Origin of the sequence: Pantoea sp. F_5, from assembly GCF_008631595.1 — a bacterium.
GTDB lineage: Bacteria > Pseudomonadota > Gammaproteobacteria > Enterobacterales > Enterobacteriaceae > Pantoea > Pantoea gossypiicola.
The window spans coordinates 99,613-114,926 of record NZ_VWUO01000013.1 but is presented as its reverse complement, the minus strand read 5'-3'; the positions used below and the strand labels follow the sequence as shown (position 1 = coordinate 114,926).

The following is a 15,314-nucleotide window of genomic DNA, read 5'->3' as shown; positions in this document are numbered from 1 at the left end:
GACCGCATTCATCGCTGAATTATCAGACGCCGTCAGAGTTTGCAGCACGGTGGCGGAATGGAAAATGTGAGGGTAAACAAACCGACGTTACTAACTGAAGGTTGTATCTAATACTGGGGGCAGGTCACACGCAGTCGTGCATCTCCGAGTATCGCGGTTTCAAGCGGACTGTTCAGGGCTTCAAGCAAACCCAGAACAGCGCTCTTAACCGCGTCGTCCATCCGGCTTGACATCATACTCTGCGGCGCGGCGGGAGGGTGTGAAGCATGATGCTGATCGATCTGCAGGATGAGGTCAGCGGCAAGCTGAAAATCCAGATGCATGTAAATAGCCAGCAGAGGATGATCTACGGAGGCGTCAGTTTCCATAGTAAATGGCACAGGAACGGAGACCGCGAGGTAGTGCTGTTCATCATATAAGTAGGTCTGCTGGCCAAAGTAACCCCGTTTGCTGCCCTGACAAACAATCACAATACCCGGATCATAAAGCACGGGTGTTCTGGCAAGAGGACGGTCGGCGCGCAGAATTCGCACACCAGGCAAGGCCGTAAGGTTGTACCCCTCATGCGGTGCCAGGGTTTTGATCAGGGCAATCATTCCGGTCATTACGGCACCTCATAAGATCAGGCAAGAAAACGAGAAGATACGGTCTGAAAACACAACAGTATTGAGAATACCATGCAATCTCTACGGATCATGGGAGTTCATTTATGTCATCTTTTAAAACAATCTTAATTACTGGCGTCAGCAGTGGCTTTGGTCTGGCACTGGCGCGTGAAGCCCTCCATGCCGGGCATCGGGTTATCGGTACCGTGCGTAATCGCGAAGCACTGCAGGCTTTTGAGGCGCTTGATGCACAGCGTGCCGTGGGCCGCCTGCTGGATGTCACGGACTTTGCGCATATTGATGAAGTTGTCAGGGAGATTGAGTTCACAGTCGGTCAGATAGATGTGCTGGTGAATAACGCAGGTTACGGCCATGAGGGCATTATGGAAGAATCCTCCCTGGCAGAAATGCGCCACCAGTTTGATGTGAATGTTTTTGGCGCAGTGGCCATGATGAAAGCGGTCCTGCCGGGTATGCGTGAGCGCCGTCGAGGGCACATCATCAATATTACCTCGATGGGTGGATTTATTACCCTGCCCGGCATCAGCTACTACTGCGGCAGCAAGTTTGCGCTGGAGGGTATTTCAGAAACGCTGGGCAAAGAGCTGGCTCCGTTCGGCATACACGTCACCGCCGTGGCTGGCTGACGCGCCCCTCGTCATTTCGTAGCCAGCTGAGCTGGTTGTGTTACCGGTGTGAGAAGCGGGCCGGGCTCGCGGAACGGTCGGAGGCCCGCCGGATGAGTCGGATACTCAGCGCTGCCCCGGTAGCCAGACAAGCGGCCATCGTCAGAAGCGAGACGACAAAAGCATAGGTGATTGTTTCACCGCTGTTACTGTTACCCATCATGCTGTAGAAAATACCACCGATAACGGCGACGCTTAGCGCCGTGCTGATTTGTAAAGTGGCGCTGGTTACGCCAGCGATCATGCCTGAAAATTGCGGTGCAACCTGGCCGGTTACCATTCGCACCAGGGTTGGCATCGCCAGTCCCTGACCCAACCCTGTGACAAAAAGAAGCGCGGCGAGCGGCAGCATAGCGGGCGGCCTGCCCGTCAGCGTCGTGGCGATCAACCATCCCATACCTGCCAGTCCTGCGGTTTCGCATCCCATCCCAATTGCGCTCAGGTAATTTCCGGCAAATCGTCTCAGATAAGGTGTCAGTAACGGACCGATCAGAAAACCAACGCCAAAGGGCAGGAAAACGGCACCTGCACGCAGCGCGTTTAAATGTAAGGCACCCTGCAAATAGACAGAAAACAGAAGAAAGAACGCGCCGATAGAATAAAATAGTAGAACAATGACCAGTCCCTGGCCCAGCCCCGGCGCACGTAAGACGTGCGGATTAAGCAGGGGTGAGCCTCCCGTCTGACCAAGCCGTTGCTCATAGCGCCATAACAGCGAGGCCAGCAGCGGAAAAATAAGGAACAACATCCACGTCCACCAGGGCCATCCCGTTTCACGACCTTCAATCAGCGGCACAATCAGCGTGCTCAGCGTTAATGTGGCCAGCAGTGTGCCGACAGGGTCAAGCCGCTGCGCCACCCGCGCCCGTGTCTCTTTCAGCAGCGGCAGACCAAAAAGAATGACCAGCAGCGCCACCGGCAAATTAACGAGAAAAATAGCCCGCCAGCCCAGATGAAACAGATCGGCAGAAATCAGAATGCCGCCCAGAACCTGTCCGATCACCGAGGCCAGACCAAACACGGCACCATAGATACTGAGCGCTAACGGTCTCTCCGCTTCGGGAAAAATGGCCTGTACGGAAGCCAGCGCCTGAGGAGCCATAATGGCAGCCGTCGCGCCCTGTAAGATGCGTCCGGCAATCAGCGCCCAGGGTGACCAGGCAAAACCGCACAGCAATGATGCTGCGGCAAAGCCCATCAGCCCAAGAAAGAACATCTTTCCGCGACCATAGATATCTCCCAGCCGGCCGCCGGTAATTAACGTCACGGCATAAACAGCAGCATAGGATGAAATCACCAGCTGTTCCGCAGAGGAAGAGGTGCTGAGTTCATTCTGAATAGCAGGCAATGCCACGTTAACGATAAAGAAATCGAGCGGCGGCAAAAATGCCCCGACCAGTAAAATGACAAACATCGCCCAGCGACGTGGCTCGGCTTGCGGGATGCTATGTGCCGACATAGATCACTCCTTATGGAACATCGCCCCCGACAAGAGGCGAGTGGTAATCACAAAATGTGCAGTTGATCTGACAGAACGGGCCGTCGCCCGGCAGAAACGACACGACGGACCGGTCAGCGCATCCCGCCGGAGGCGAGAATCACCTCACCCGTCATCCAGCCCGCCTCGTCTGAGGCGAGAAAGGAGACAATCGGCGCGACGTCCTCTACCTGACCAATACGGCCGAGCGGCGTCTGCTCTTCATTCCATCTCTGGATGTCTGAGTTCATTGCGCCTGCGCTATGACTTCCTTCGGTTTCGATCAGGCCCGGATTGACCGCATTAACGCGAATTCCCCGTGGGCCAAGCTCTTTTGAAAGCACACCGGTAATGGCGTCAATCGCACCTTTGGCCCCGCTGTAAATGGCGCTCTCAGCAATAAAGACGCGGGTGACAAACGAACTGATGTTGATGATGCTGCTGCCTTTACCCAGATGCGGCACAGCCGCGGCACTGACCAATAACGGGCCCAGGACATTGATATCGAACTGTCTGCGGTAAAGCGCCTCGGTGCTCTCTTCGATACTGGCGAACTGGTAAACCCCGGCGTTGTTCACCACGACGTCCAGCCGCCCGAAAAATTCGAGGGTATTGTTGATTAGGGCCTCAACCTCTGGCTGGCGGGTGACATCTGCCGCAACGGCCCTGGCCTTTCCACCGGCGGCTTCAATCTCCGCAACAACCTTTTCAGCACCGTTTCTTTCCAGGGCGAAATTGACGACAACTGTCGCGCCGTCAGCGGCAAGCTGGCGGGCTATCCCCGCGCCTATACCTTTTGAACCCCCGGTGACGAGGGCAACTTTGCCTTCGAGTCTGTTCATAATCTCAGCTTCCTGTAATGGCCGCCTGAAGCGACGGGATCGAAGAAACTATGTTGATACCTGCAAAGTTGTTTGAGAACTGACACTTTTGTATATTGAATGTTCATTTTTGAACGGCAAGGCGTGCGTATGGAGTGGGGAGATGTTCAGGTATTTCTTGCCGTCATCCGTAACGGCTCGTTCGGCAAGGCTGCGTTGAGTCTGGGCGTGAGTCATCCGACAGTCGGACGCCGTATTAAAGCGCTTGAGGATGAGGCGCAGCAGGCGCTGTTCCGGCGCACAAAGGAAGGTCTGGTACTGACCGATGCCGGTGATGGCGTCATGAAGCTGGCAGAAGCGATGGAAAATTCCGCGCTGGCAATGGAGCGTCGACTGGCAGGTAATCACGACCGTCTTGAAGGGATACTGCGAATATCAGCCGCAGAATGGTTTACTAATACTGTGCTGGCACCCGTACTGAGTGAACTGACGCGCCGTCATCCGGCAATTGTGCCGGAGGTGATTGCCAGTTTCCGGCTGCTCGATCTGTCGCGCCGTGATGCCGACATCGCGTTTCGTATCGTCCCTTTCACCGATTCGGATATTGTCCAGCGCCGTCTGATGAGTGTGCCCTACGCACTTTACGGGACGCCAGAAACGGCTCAGGCGCTGCTGACAGCGCCCTCTTCAGTGGGACTGATTCTGATGAATACGGGACAGTCTCATTTTCCTGATGTTTCCTGGCTCCTGGAACGATTTCCGCAGTCGCGACCGGCCTTTAAAAGCACGAGTCGGGCCGTTCAGGCGCAGATGTGCCTGCGGGGGATGGGCGTTGCCGTACTGCCGCAGCCGCTGGGTGATGCCACCCTGGGTCTGCAGCGCATTGCAACGCCCGATTTTCCGCCCTCACGGGATATCTGGGTCGGCTACCATCAGGATCTCCGCCATATGGATCGCCTGCGCGCCCTGCTGGATATCGCAGATACGATGCTGACCTGAGCCTCCGGCAGGTTATGGGCGGAAACAGACATCTGGTTTTCAGGCGGGCCTCATCCTGCGTGCTGCTTTAAGTTCCCCGTGTCTGCGGACGACGTCGTCAATAATATGACGCATAAAGCCTTCAACAAAATTCGCTTCAAGACCTGCACTTTGCGCAATTTCTTTTAGTCTGGTGAGCTGCAGTGCCTCTCTGCCTGTGTCCGTTTCCGGCAGATTATGTTCGGCTTTCAGCATACCCACGTTGTGCGTGCAGCGGAAACGTTCCGCCAGGATATGAATAAGTGCCGCATCGAGATTATCAATCGTTAGCCGATACGATGAGAGCACTGCCTGATAATCATGGGTATACATTGGTTTACCTCTGGTTTTAGCCTGATGAAAAGAGGGGCGGGCTGACGAGAAACTGATCATAACCGGCCGGTCTGAATAGCTCAGGTGCCGGTGATTAACGTCGTTTGGTCCGCCCGTCAGAGAGTGACATTCACACCGCTATTTTAGGGATCAGCAGATAACCCTGTTTTTACGGCCATTCTTAACGGTCAGAGTGATGGCTGAAATTAAAAAATAGAAGACGCCAAAAGCCGCATAGGGTGCAACCGTCGTGACATCCAGAGCCATATCACCACTCGCCTGTTTAATCATGAATAAACCCGCTAATGCAGATTGCGCGCCACTTAAAATCATTGCCCACTGTCCACTGGAATGTTTCCAGCGACGAATAGAAGCCGAGAGCTGCAGCACACCAGAAAATATGGCCCATAGCCCAAAGACTTTAATCGTGGCATTCATACTGACGGTGAGCGCCCAGATAATAACCGCCGTGACAATCAGGCTAACGATTAAATTGAATCTCTGAGGGGGATTTACCGCTAATCCGCCTGATTTGCTGGCATCGAAATAATTAGCCAGCGCATCCCAGGCGGGATAGAGAACAAGAAGGACAGCACCAATAGTGGGATTATGCTTACCCATTAATACCGCGAGTACAATCCATATAACAGATCCAGCCGCACGGATGTAATAATAAGACTGCAGCCATTGATTTTGATCCTGAGCTTTTAAGGTGTTTGTTTGCATATAACTCTCCAGATTAATATTAACTTTCACACAACGTTCAGATGAGCTAACCGCCTGATTAAAGGCCGCGCTCATTCAGTCAGATAACTAAATCAAAGCATGCTCTCTACAATCAGAGGTCGTTATTTCGGAAAAAAGTCATTGTCGTCGACAACATAACCTGAGCAGACCGGGCTACAGGCAAGTTAAAACGAGGGGTTAATATCTCATCAGGCTTTCAGGTAACGCTCCCGATTCTGATGTCGGCCTGACTGACGGTAACGCGTTTTGTTTAATGGACGAAGTCTGCGTATCTGCAATGGCTGGCCACGGCAAAAGGGTAAGCGCGCCCGGACGAACTCAGGCGCAATCCAGATATAAATGCTGGATAAGGGCATCATAACCACACTGGGTTGCGGGCAGGTAACTGGAAAATCTGAAACAAGATAATAACAGCAGGGATCACATCTTAATTCAGGGTGCATTTTGTGTATTTTATTACATAAACCCACAGCAGGTTTGTGAACATATTCCATAGGACTAACGTCAGACGGTTCTCCGCACGCGTTATCAGTCATATTGCATTCTGCTAAGTCTGCCGTGACTGATTTTCCTGAAAAAGAAACGGACCGGGTTGGTTGTAATAACATTTTTTTGCTGGCCAGCAATTGGGCAAGCATCGAGTCGATATCTGCCCGGCGTGGTGACGTACTGATGAGCGGCTTTTGCGTGGCTGGCTGATTTAAAGCATCAGAGCGTGAAAGCCTGACCTGATTCTGTAATTGGGACTGGAAACCTGAGGCGATGGGATCCAGGCACCGATAGTTTATTCTTTCACTATTTAATGCTGTCATGTATGGCATAGAGGGCAGAGCACGAATAGCCGTCATAAATAATCTCTCCGTCTGGGTAAAAATACCGTGAAATAGCGCTTGTTGAGGTAATGACTGAGTAATTAATTTTCGAAATAATTCACATCCGCATCCTAAAAAATACGGATTCATCCTGTTGAAGGTGGTCGGGCACTTACAATGACATCCACCATAAACACCTGGTTTCAGTCAGATATTTTAATCAATTATCATTGAACTCACGGCTTATTCATCGACCTGCTCGCTCGCAGATAATAAGCCGGGGAAAAGGTTGAACGTTAAAGTATGAAACAGGCAACAATTAAACGTCGCCTGATAACAACTTATCATCTTCAAGGCATCAGCGGGCTTTCACTAATCGCCCGATGACCGGTTCAACAATTTGCAGGAATACATCAGCATTATTAAAAGCACGCGCAGAAATAATCGCACCATGCACCGTTGCCATTAGTGATTTTGCCTCTGTAGCGGCACTTTCTCGCAGGGAAAATACGCCGTTCTTCTCGCCCCTGGCCAGCACGTCAGTGAGCCATTCAGTGAGATCGGAAAAATGACCACTGACTTCCTGAGCCACTTCTTGGGGTAATACGGGCAATTCGACCGCCAGCATCACGCAAATACAGAAAGGCGAATTGTTCTCTTTTATGCAGGTCGTCCAGAAGTTCACATAGCTGTTAATTTCGCCCACGGCATCACCGGCGAAGTGCTGGCTGATGGCCACCATTCCTGCGCGTGCCTGCTGACGATAATCACTCACGACCGCCTGAACCAGATCCGCTTTACCCGGGAAGTGGTGGTGAATACTGGACTTGCGGATCTGCACCCGCTCGGCTAAATCGGCATAGCTGAAGCTGTTATAACCGCCAGAGGTGAGCAACCCGCGGGTGTGATGCATAATTTCTTCGGCTTTCTGTGAACGTTCTGTACTCATGCATGCTCCCGGCAGCAACAATTAAATAACGGCAAATCGGTAAACGGCCCCGAACCTACTGACCGTCAGCAGGGTTGTCAAGTGTACCTGGCGCGGGGCGTTTAGGTGAACCCGCCATACTGCTGAATACACCATCGCGCAAAATCAACGCGTGGAACAAGGCTGCGGCAAGATGCAACATGACGGTCATGAACAACGCCAGGGCCACCCAGCTGTGAAGCGGCCGCAAAACCGCATAGGCATCGTTGCTGACCTGAACAATGGGCGGCAGCACCAGATGACCCAGCGTAACGGGATAGCCGCCCGCGGACAGCATTGCCCAGCCAATGAGCGGCTGAGCCAGCATCATGGCATACAGTGCCCAGTGTGAGAGATGTGCTGACAATTTCTGCCAGGCAGGCAGCGTGGCCGGCAGTGCTGGCGTAGTGGTGGTGAAGCGCAGCCAGAGCCGCACAATGACCAGCACCAGAATCATCAGACCCAGCGGCTTATGAATGGCTACCAGCAGGCCGTGCAATGACGAAACCGTGGATACCATCGCGACGCCAATAAACAGCATGGCTATAATCGCCGCCGCCATCAGCCAGTGGATGATGCGCAGTGCCGGGTGAAAAGCGGTGTTCTGTTCCATCAGCGGGCTCCTGCCTGTTCACGGGTACGTGCATTATAAGATTTGGCGTACGCAGACGAACGGGCATTCAGAAGCGGATCGTCCGATGCGGTAATGCCATCCGGTAAAATCAGCGGGTCATAGTTAATGTCGTTACAGGCACCCTGCTGCTGTGGCGTCGTTTTAGTGATGGTCAGTGTTCCGGCATTGATCGTCTGACGATCAGCAGGCCAGTCAATCGTTGCGTCATTGCTTTTATCACCCACGCCCGCGACAGTAATAACCAGGTCCCATTTCTGCGGCCCCTGCGCCAGCCGCTGCTGCAGATCGCGTTGCAGGAAATCAGTGTCCTCTTTCTCTTTTTCATCCATCGGCTGATAGTCAGCGTGCGGCACCATACTCCAGCGCACCGGGTGTGGATGACCTTGTGGATCAATGAAATTAAAAGCATTCAGACTGTTAAATCGATCGCGGGTCCAGCTGGAAGCGGGCATGTATTGTTTAGCCCAGGCAAAAAAGGGTTTGATCTCAGGATGCTGCCGTACAAAAGCCTGCATCCTGGCGGGGTCAGGTTTACCCGTTTTTGCATCCGGCAGCGTGGCGGTTTGCAGATCGTAAAAGCCCTGAACGCTTTGTACCGGGAAAAACGGCATTGCATTCATGCCGGTGCGCCACTGCTCACCATTTTTCTGATAAAACGCCAGCGCCATACTGCGTACCGGAACCGCATAATCAGGCGCATTTGGATTGCCGCCTGCGATAGCGAAACGGCCCACCACCGGCGTAACGCCAGGGGCGAACAGCGCCGCGCGTGACAGGCTACTGGCGTGACCGTTAGCAGAGAAGTTGCCTATGATACAGATGCCTTTAGCGTGATTACGGCGATAGCCAGGGTGGTGACCGCCAGATTTTTCTAAAGCCGCCACCAGCTTATCCGATGTCAGCCGGCTGGTCTCCAGCCACCCGCCTGCCCACAGGATCAGTGCGGTCAGCAGCAAAGGGGTCACTGCTATAAGCGCCAGCCGCATGATTGTCTGACGAGCAGTAAGAGAAGGTTTATTCATCAATACACTCTACATTGCAGATGCTAAAGCCACGCGCATCCCGTATCCGTTGCATGCGATAACAGGAAAGCATTTATAATCCCGACTGATGTCTTTAATGAATCTACTAGTAGGTAGGCTGACTAGTCAAACGAATGTTTTACTTTCTTTTAACCTGCGGTGCTCTTGCGGCAAGTCTGATGACCGGTGCTCACCAAAAAAGGTCTTTTGCCGTTTACAGGTCTCAGAATGATCTAAAAAACGCTGACTGAGCTGCTTATTTATTTTGCCTTTGCCATCCCGGCGAAAACGCAGGACATTCTCCCGGTCATCATCGTTTCTCAAATCACATAAAGTCAGAACAGTATGAGTTACGCTTGAAGCAGAAGAAAACGCTGCGTCACTTCGCTGATATTGCAGATTTTTTCTGAAGAATTTTAGAATGAAAACTTACTAAACCCTCTGTTCTGAATAATGATTAGAGCCGATGAAATTAATTATTATGTTTTCATTTCAGGCCAGCAGAAGGTCATACTGACAATTCATAAATATAAACGGACTGATAGTGAAACTCGTCAATTCGCCTGTTGTTTCAGCGCTATTAACTGCGTCTTATTCTCAGTTAAAAGGGTACTGCGGAGTTATGGCTGGAGGGGGAAGGTTCTGGATGGCGCCCGCCATCGGCGCCATCAACCTTAATGCATTTTGCGCGTAAAAAAGCCAATCGCTTCATGGCACAATGCTTTCAGTTTACTGTCACGCGTCTCTTCGCTCAGGCGAAACAGAGCGTCCGTAATGTCGTGAAAATGAACAGGCTCTCCCGCCTTGATCAAATCACTGACGACCGCGCCAACCAGCGCACGGATCTCTTTTTCGTTATCGTACTTCACACGACCTCCCGATGGTGTATGCATATACAGTCTAACATTATCGGGGGTCAAAAAACAAAAAAGCCATTTCATCGGAAATATAAGCGAAGCGGCAACCAGGTTATAAATTATCCAATTCAAAGCTTGCTCTGAGATTATTTAAGCCAGCAGTGTGCTTTTGCCAGTAAATAGTCAAAAGAGTGTCATCACTGCCTGAATCTGACTTTACCAATACCGGAAGTGGGTCGATTAATTATATCGTTTGAGCGTAACACTGAGTTTCAGGTTTATACAATCTGTTATTCCTGTCCCCGGTACCGCATTTTTCGCTGTCATCTGCCCTGCTCTGAACAGCGTATTTCTGTTGAACGACAGTTGTCAGCCAGTATTATGATAAAACTCTGGTTATCCTCTGCTGTCGCGAGTCCTGCATGGCTAAGTTCACCCTCAAACAGATCGCTGCCCAGTCGGGGCTTAGCCTTGCCACTATTGATCGTGCCCTGCATCAGCGTGGCAACGTTCATGCGCGCACTCAGCATCGGATTCAGCAGGCGATAGCGGACCTGGAACTGATGCAAAAAGCCGGGCTCGCCAAAGGCAGAACGATCTACTTCGACGTCATCATGCATACCCCTGACCGCTTTCAGCCACTGATACGTGAAGCGCTCAGCAGTCAGATTGCCAGCTTTTCAGCTTTCAGACTTCAGCTGCGTTTCCACTTTGGCGCGAATCTCACGGCGGAAGCCATTAATGTGCAGCTGAACAAAAAGGCGCTTCACAGTCACGGTGTCATTCTGAAAGCGGCCTGCTCCGATGAGCTGAATCCCACTATTGAGTCGCTCCTGAAACAACGCGTTCCGGTGGTCACCATGATGAGCGATTTACCCGACAGCGCGCGCCTGCGCTATATCGGCATGGATAACTTTGATGCCGGTAAGGTGGCGGCTTTTCTGATGTCAAAATGGCTGCGGGTCAGCCGTTCACATATTGTGGCGGTGACCGGCAGTCGCGATTTCATGGGTGAACAGGAGAGAATCCAGGGTTTTGAGCGTGCTATGCAGCAGTTTGCACCTCAGCATCAGGTGAGCGTGGTCGCGGGCGGGTATGGCATCGATGCACGGATGTATCAGTCGATGAGGCAATTCTTGCAGAGCCATCCGGACACGGATGCGGTCTATACGGTCGGCGGCGGCAATCCCGGCATCCTGCGCGCATTTGCCGAACAAAAACGGCATGTGAACGCCTGTATCGGTCACGATCTCGACCAGGAGAATTGTGCCCTGCTGCAGGCCGGAAAAATTGATGCGCTGATCGAGCACAATTTACAGCTCGACGCATTGCACGCCTTCAGAACGCTGCTGGAGTTCCACGGTTTCCTGCCCGCGTCCGGCCCGCCTGTGCCCTACTCTAAAATCAATATCATCACCCGATACAACATGACAGCCTGAAGCACTGACACGCCTTAACCCCGCTTAACGTCATGACATATATTGCAATTGCGGGGTCTCTGAATGGCTCAGCGCTTGACGGGCTGGAGCCGGTCAGCGTCCGGCAATTTCAGCGCTGATGAACAGACACTTCTGCCCTCTTCACAGCCTGACGTGATCGATCAACGCCCTGAGTTTAGGGGCCAGATTTTTACGGCTGGGAAAATAGAGGTAGAACCCCGCAAAGGTGGGTAACCACTCATCAAGTACCGTCACCAGTTCGCCGCGTGCAATGTAAGGCTGAAAGGTCTCCTCCATGCCAAAGCTGATGCCGCCCCCGGCACAGGCGGTGCGGATCATCACGCCCATATCATTGGTCGTGAGCTGCGGATTAACGGCGACATCAAACTCCCGTCCCTGCTCAGCAAACTCCCAGCGATAAGGTGCCAGGCCTGGCCCTTTACGCCAGCCTATGCAGCGATGGCTGACCAGCTCTTCGGGATGTTGCGGCGTGCCTGCACGCGCCAGATAAGAGGGCGATGCTACTGCCACCTGGCGCTGCGCAGTGGAGACCGGCACCGCAATCATATCCTGCGCGATCACTTCTCCCAGCCGCACGCCTGCGTCATAGCCCTGCCCGACAATATCAAACTCGTCATCGGTCACGGTGATATCCAGCTCGACCTGCGGGTAAGCGGTAATGAAGCTCGCCAGCAGTTCGCCTCCCAGCATCCGCTCAGCAATCGAGGAGATCGCCAGACGCAGCTGACCACGCGGCTCAGCCGCCAGTTCGGCAATATCAGTGACGGCGCGGTTAAGCTGGTTGATCGCCGGAGCCACCTCCACATAGAGCCGCTGTCCGGCTTCTGTCAGCTGAACCGAACGCGTGGTGCGCTGCATCAGCGTGATGTTGAGCCGGTCTTCCAGACGCCGCAGACTCTGGCTGATCGCCGGACGGGTCACGCCTAGCTGTTCCGCTGCCAGCCGGAAATTTCGGGTCTGCGCCACAATCACAAAAACTTCGAGGGCATTCTTGTCTGCATTCATTGGTCAGATTTGGTTACCAGTCTGTAAAGCGTCAGGTGGATTATCTTTATAATCCAGCCGCCGTATGATCGCCAGTGACAACCTGACTGGAGAGACAAAATGACGCAGAAAGTGATTTTAATTACCGGTGCCTCAAGCGGTATCGGTGCAGGCATCGCACGTGAACTGGCAAACACCGATGCCATTCTGTTACTGGGCGCGCGGCGCGAAAGCCGTCTGGCCGCGCTGGCTGAAGAGCTGCGGTTTAATGGCTCTGAGGTGGCGATCAAAGCGCTGGACGTTACGCGCCGCGAAGATGTGGCGCAGTTTGTGGCGTTTGCGCTGGAGAAGTGGGGACGGGTTGATGTGATGATCAACAATGCCGGGATTATGCCGCTGTCACCGTTGGCTTCGCTCAGGGTAGAAGAGTGGGATCAGATGATCGATGTAAACATCAAAGGGGTTCTCTATGGCATCGCGGCGGTGCTGCCGACCATGCTGGGCCATCAGCGCGGACACATCATCAATATCGCATCGATTGGCGCGCTGGCCGTGTCGCCCACTGCGGCAGTTTACTGTGCCACTAAGTTTGCGGTGCGGGCGATTTCTGACGGTTTACGCCAGGAGAACAGTCAGCTGCGGGTGACCTGTGTCCATCCCGGTGTGGTCGAAAGCGAGCTGGCATCAACCATTACCGACCCGACAGCCGCCGAGGCGATGCAGCATTATCGCGCTATCGCGCTGCAACCGGATGCCATTGGCCGCGCCGTGCGCTATGCGATTGAGCAGCCTGAAGAGGTGGATGTAAACGAGATAGTCGTGCGGCCAACCCGCACACAGCAGTAAACAACCGGCCCGCTGCGCGATGTGCAGCGGGCCGGAATATCAGTAAAGGCTTCTGCGGGTTCGCTGCACGGTAACGGCAATGGCCGTCAGTGCTACCAGCATCAGAAACACGCCCAGTCCCACCATCGCGTTAAACCCATAGGTTTTAAACAGCAGCAGCCCGGCAATACAGCCGCTCAGGAAGGAGAACACCGTCGTCAGATGGGTGTGCAGAACCTTCTGGAAGAAGCGACGATCGTCAGTTTCCAGATGCACAGCATGAGACGTATGTGCAAAAATCCACGATCCCAGCGCAATGCCCGCATCAGTCAGCGTGCCGGTTATGTGGGTCGATCTGACGCGACCATTGGAGAGCTGTGTCGAGGTGGCATTATGCACCCCCATCAAAAAGCCCAGCATCAGGAGCACTTCGCCGTTAAAGCTTGGCCGGTAGAACATCAGCTCAAAGATCGACGCCACCGTCAGCGCCGCGCCTTCTGCCAGAATAATCAGACAGAAAATGGTACGTAACTTATGCCTGATCCCCACCACTACCGCCAGCCGGGCAACGGTACAGCCCAGTACAAAGGCAACAATCAGCGCCATCAAAAACAGCATAGTATGCAGATCGCTGGTGGTGACTTCCTGAGATATCTGCGAGGTATTACCGGTCATATGCGACGGGAAAAATCCAAACGCGCCCAGCGCCATGGCATTAAGGATGCCGGCGGTAGTCGCCAGCACCAGCGCCAGCAGTCGATCTTCGGTATGTGAACGAACTTTCTTCTTTTTTATCAGCACAGGCTTCCCCACATCAGGTGAATGCAAAACGTTCTTATAAGTCTTCAAGCATACAACCTGATGGAAATTATTCCTGTCAGAACCAGATAACTCTGATGAAATAAGCCATTAATTTTGCTGATTTTTATAAAGCAGATTCAGTTTACTTTTAAAAGTGTCAACGACGCGATGATCCACCAGCGGGCAGCCCTGCTAAAGCGGATATGAAATTCAGTCGACGATAAAGCGTTGCGCACCTGTCGTTGTAAAAGAACGATGCGGTTCAGCCTCATCTCCGACCTGATAGCTCATGCCCGGAGTCAGCACGAAACGGCGGCCATCTGCCAGTTCAGTGTGCAACTCACCCGCCATGCAGAGCAGAATATGACCTTTGGTGCACCAATGGTCGGCGACATAACCTGGCGAGTAGTCGACCATGCGAACCCGGATGTCGTTAAATTTCAGGGTTCGCCAGGTCGCCTGCCCCTGGTCGCCGGGATGAATCGTCTCTTCAACCTGATCCCACTGCGTCAGGCCAAACGGCAGATTATCTATTTTCATGCAATTCCCTTGGATAAGCGTTAAGACAGCGCCTGGCTAACCGCCTCTTCCGCGTGGATTAGGGTGGTATCAAACAGCGGCACGCTGGCATCGGTGGCATCAACCAGCAGAGTGATTTCAGTGCAGCCCAGAATAATGGCCTCAGCCCCCTGCGCTACCAGTGACTGCATAATCTCCCTGTAGCGACGACGCGACGCGGGATTGATTTCGCCCAGGCATAGCTCGTGGTAGATCACCTCATGCACAAACAGACGCTCCGCTTCATCGGGCGTCATCACCTCAAGATCGAACTGCTGCTGAAGACGGCCGCGATAAAAATCCTGCTCCATAGTGAAGCGCGTCGCCAGTAATCCGACCTTACGTATCCCGGCCTGCTGAATGCGACGTCCGGTGGCATCGGCAATATGCAGCAGCGGTATGCCTGTTGCAGCACGGATTTGCGCCGCCACTTTATGCATGGTGTTGGTACAGAGCACGATGAACTGCGCACCAGCCCGCTCCAGATTACGAGCCGCGTCAGCCAGGATCTCGCCCGCCTGCTGCCATTCGCCCGCAGCCTGAAGCTGCTCTATGCGATGAAAGTCGACGCTCCAGAGCACCAGCTCCGCCGAGTGCAGGCCACCCAATTGCTGTTTAACCTGCTGATTGAGGATGCGGTAATAGAGCGCGGTAGACTCCCACGACATGCCGCCTAACAGACCAATAACTTTCACACTACACTCCGGG

Annotated in this window: 16 protein-coding genes and 2 pseudogenes; 4 read left to right on the top strand and 14 right to left on the bottom strand. The window is 53.2% G+C overall.

The genetic code is table 11. The annotated features are described in order from the left end of the window. Window positions 1-128: 128 nt before the first annotated feature. Window positions 129-605 (bottom strand): annotated as a pseudogene (locus F3I44_RS17395) (AraC family transcriptional regulator); the annotation flags it as partial. Between the two features lie 104 nt (window positions 606-709). Between F3I44_RS17395 and F3I44_RS17390 the strand changes: the two are divergent. Continuing rightward, window positions 710-1,246, top strand: a pseudogene (locus tag F3I44_RS17390) (oxidoreductase); the annotation flags it as partial. 46 nt (window positions 1,247-1,292) lie between these two features. Here F3I44_RS17390 and F3I44_RS17385 read toward each other — a convergent pair. Next, window positions 1,293-2,750: an MFS transporter gene (locus tag F3I44_RS17385; protein ID WP_150016003.1), complete on the bottom strand. Its 1,458-nt coding sequence runs from the start codon at window positions 2,748-2,750 to the stop codon at window positions 1,293-1,295. A 113-nt stretch (window positions 2,751-2,863) separates the two neighbouring features. Beyond that, window positions 2,864-3,610 carry an SDR family NAD(P)-dependent oxidoreductase gene (locus F3I44_RS17380; protein WP_150016002.1) on the bottom strand — a complete coding sequence of 249 codons (747 nt, stop codon included), beginning with the start codon at window positions 3,608-3,610 and terminating at the stop codon, window positions 2,864-2,866. A gap of 129 nt (window positions 3,611-3,739) precedes the next feature. Here F3I44_RS17380 and F3I44_RS17375 point away from each other — a divergent pair, with 129 nt between their 5' ends. Continuing rightward, entirely contained in the window at window positions 3,740-4,588 is an 849-nt protein-coding gene (locus F3I44_RS17375) for a LysR family transcriptional regulator (RefSeq protein WP_150016001.1), read from the top strand. A gap of 39 nt (window positions 4,589-4,627) precedes the next feature. Here F3I44_RS17375 and F3I44_RS17370 read toward each other — a convergent pair whose 3' ends face one another. The 7 genes from F3I44_RS17370 to F3I44_RS17340 all read right to left on the bottom strand — a co-directional run bounded on the left by F3I44_RS17370 (window position 4,628) and on the right by F3I44_RS17340 (window position 9,990). Beyond that, complete coding sequence (locus tag F3I44_RS17370; RefSeq protein ID WP_150016000.1) at window positions 4,628-4,939, bottom strand: chorismate mutase; 312 nt, start codon at window positions 4,937-4,939, stop codon at window positions 4,628-4,630. Between the two features lie 150 nt (window positions 4,940-5,089). After that, on the bottom strand, window positions 5,090-5,665 hold the full coding sequence (locus F3I44_RS17365) for a DUF308 domain-containing protein (RefSeq protein WP_150015999.1): 576 nt from the start codon (window positions 5,663-5,665) through the stop codon (window positions 5,090-5,092). A gap of 209 nt (window positions 5,666-5,874) precedes the next feature. Next, window positions 5,875-6,534 (bottom strand): hypothetical protein, encoded by a 660-nt coding sequence (locus F3I44_RS17360; RefSeq protein WP_150015998.1) that lies wholly within the window; start codon window positions 6,532-6,534, stop codon window positions 5,875-5,877. A 322-nt stretch (window positions 6,535-6,856) separates the two neighbouring features. Next, complete coding sequence (locus tag F3I44_RS17355; protein WP_150015997.1) at window positions 6,857-7,447, bottom strand: TetR/AcrR family transcriptional regulator; 591 nt, start codon at window positions 7,445-7,447, stop codon at window positions 6,857-6,859. A gap of 55 nt (window positions 7,448-7,502) precedes the next feature. Continuing rightward, window positions 7,503-8,078: a cytochrome b gene (locus F3I44_RS17350; protein ID WP_150015996.1), complete on the bottom strand. Its 576-nt coding sequence runs from the start codon at window positions 8,076-8,078 to the stop codon at window positions 7,503-7,505. Next, entirely contained in the window at window positions 8,078-9,121 is a 1,044-nt protein-coding gene (locus F3I44_RS17345) for a catalase family peroxidase (protein WP_150015995.1), read from the bottom strand. The genes F3I44_RS17350 and F3I44_RS17345 overlap by 1 nt, the downstream gene beginning before the upstream one ends. A 674-nt stretch (window positions 9,122-9,795) precedes the next feature. After that, a complete protein-coding gene (locus tag F3I44_RS17340; protein WP_150015994.1) occupies window positions 9,796-9,990 on the bottom strand; it encodes a hypothetical protein in 195 nt (64 codons plus the stop codon). Between the two features lie 410 nt (window positions 9,991-10,400). On the opposite strand from F3I44_RS17340, the gene F3I44_RS17335 reads away from it, so the two are divergent. Then, window positions 10,401-11,417: a substrate-binding domain-containing protein gene (locus tag F3I44_RS17335; RefSeq protein ID WP_150015993.1), complete on the top strand. Its 1,017-nt coding sequence runs from the start codon at window positions 10,401-10,403 to the stop codon at window positions 11,415-11,417. 141 nt (window positions 11,418-11,558) lie between these two features. Here the strand turns inward: F3I44_RS17335 and F3I44_RS17330 are convergent, their stop codons facing one another. Then, window positions 11,559-12,443, bottom strand: coding sequence for a LysR family transcriptional regulator (locus tag F3I44_RS17330; protein ID WP_150015992.1), 885 nt, complete (start codon window positions 12,441-12,443; stop codon window positions 11,559-11,561). A gap of 99 nt (window positions 12,444-12,542) precedes the next feature. Between F3I44_RS17330 and F3I44_RS17325 the strand changes: the two genes are divergently transcribed. Continuing rightward, window positions 12,543-13,268, top strand: a complete 726-nt coding sequence (locus tag F3I44_RS17325) for an SDR family oxidoreductase (protein ID WP_150019496.1) — start codon at window positions 12,543-12,545, stop codon at window positions 13,266-13,268. A gap of 39 nt (window positions 13,269-13,307) precedes the next feature. On the opposite strand, the gene F3I44_RS17320 is transcribed toward F3I44_RS17325, so the two are convergent. From F3I44_RS17320 to F3I44_RS17310, 3 genes are all read right to left on the bottom strand, one after another. After that, window positions 13,308-14,048 carry a YoaK family protein gene (locus F3I44_RS17320; RefSeq protein ID WP_150014400.1) on the bottom strand — a complete coding sequence of 247 codons (741 nt, stop codon included), beginning with the start codon at window positions 14,046-14,048 and terminating at the stop codon, window positions 13,308-13,310. Window positions 14,049-14,258: 210 nt separating this feature from the next. Continuing rightward, window positions 14,259-14,588, bottom strand: coding sequence for a DHCW motif cupin fold protein (locus F3I44_RS17315; protein ID WP_150014398.1), 330 nt, complete (start codon window positions 14,586-14,588; stop codon window positions 14,259-14,261). A gap of 20 nt (window positions 14,589-14,608) precedes the next feature. Continuing rightward, a complete protein-coding gene (locus tag F3I44_RS17310) occupies window positions 14,609-15,301 on the bottom strand; it encodes an aspartate/glutamate racemase family protein (protein ID WP_150014396.1) in 693 nt (230 codons plus the stop codon). Window positions 15,302-15,314 lie beyond the last annotated feature (13 nt).